The organism is Bartonella sp. AP72JLCBS, assembly GCF_042195705.1.
Lineage (GTDB): Bacteria > Pseudomonadota > Alphaproteobacteria > Rhizobiales > Rhizobiaceae > Bartonella.
In genome coordinates this window covers 1-627 of record NZ_JBHIOU010000122.1, presented here as the reverse complement: position 1 = coordinate 627, position 627 = coordinate 1, and the positions used below count along the sequence as shown (strand labels likewise).

1 protein-coding gene is annotated in these 627 nt (G+C 39.9%); it reads left to right on the top strand.

What is annotated here, in order from left to right; genetic code table 11:
* Positions 1-627, top strand: a 627-nt coding sequence (locus ACFILO_RS09700) for an autotransporter outer membrane beta-barrel domain-containing protein (protein ID WP_375678238.1), incomplete at both ends; no start/stop codon positions are given.

The following is a 627-nucleotide window of genomic DNA, read 5'->3' as shown; positions in this document are numbered from 1 at the left end:
GTTGTTCCACAGGTTCCAACTTATCTTCTTTTGCCAAATGCCTTATTTCATGCTGGTTTAGTGGATATGACCACGCAAAATAAAACGTTAGAGACAATGCGGAATGCTTTTCATTCCTCCTGGAAAGATGATAAAAAGACAGCCTTTTTTCTGCGTGCTTATGGGGGGAGCCATCACTATGCTTCCAATTTATCTGCTTTTGAATATGGTTATGGTGCTGAGCTCGATTATAATGCATTTCAAGCAGGTGTTTTGTTAAACGAGATTGAGAGTTTATATGGTCGTACATTCTTTGGAGTTTTGGGGAACTATGGAAATCTTTCTCTACACCCTCAGGATGTTGAACAAAGCAAAAAAAGCGCATTTAATAAATGGTCTGTTGCTGCTTATGGAAATTTGCAGCATGATACCGGTTTTTATATGGATGGGGTAGTATCGTATGGTCTTTTTAAGGGTGATGTTTTGACCCTTGCACGGGGCAAGGTTGTGGCGTTAAAGGGTAAACAATTTAGCGGTTCTTTAACGAGTGGTAGAACGTTTGCAACAGGGTATAAAGGTGTTGTTTTTGATCCGCAGATTCAGGTTGTTTATCAGCATCTTCAGTTTAATCAGGCGCGTGATATTGAT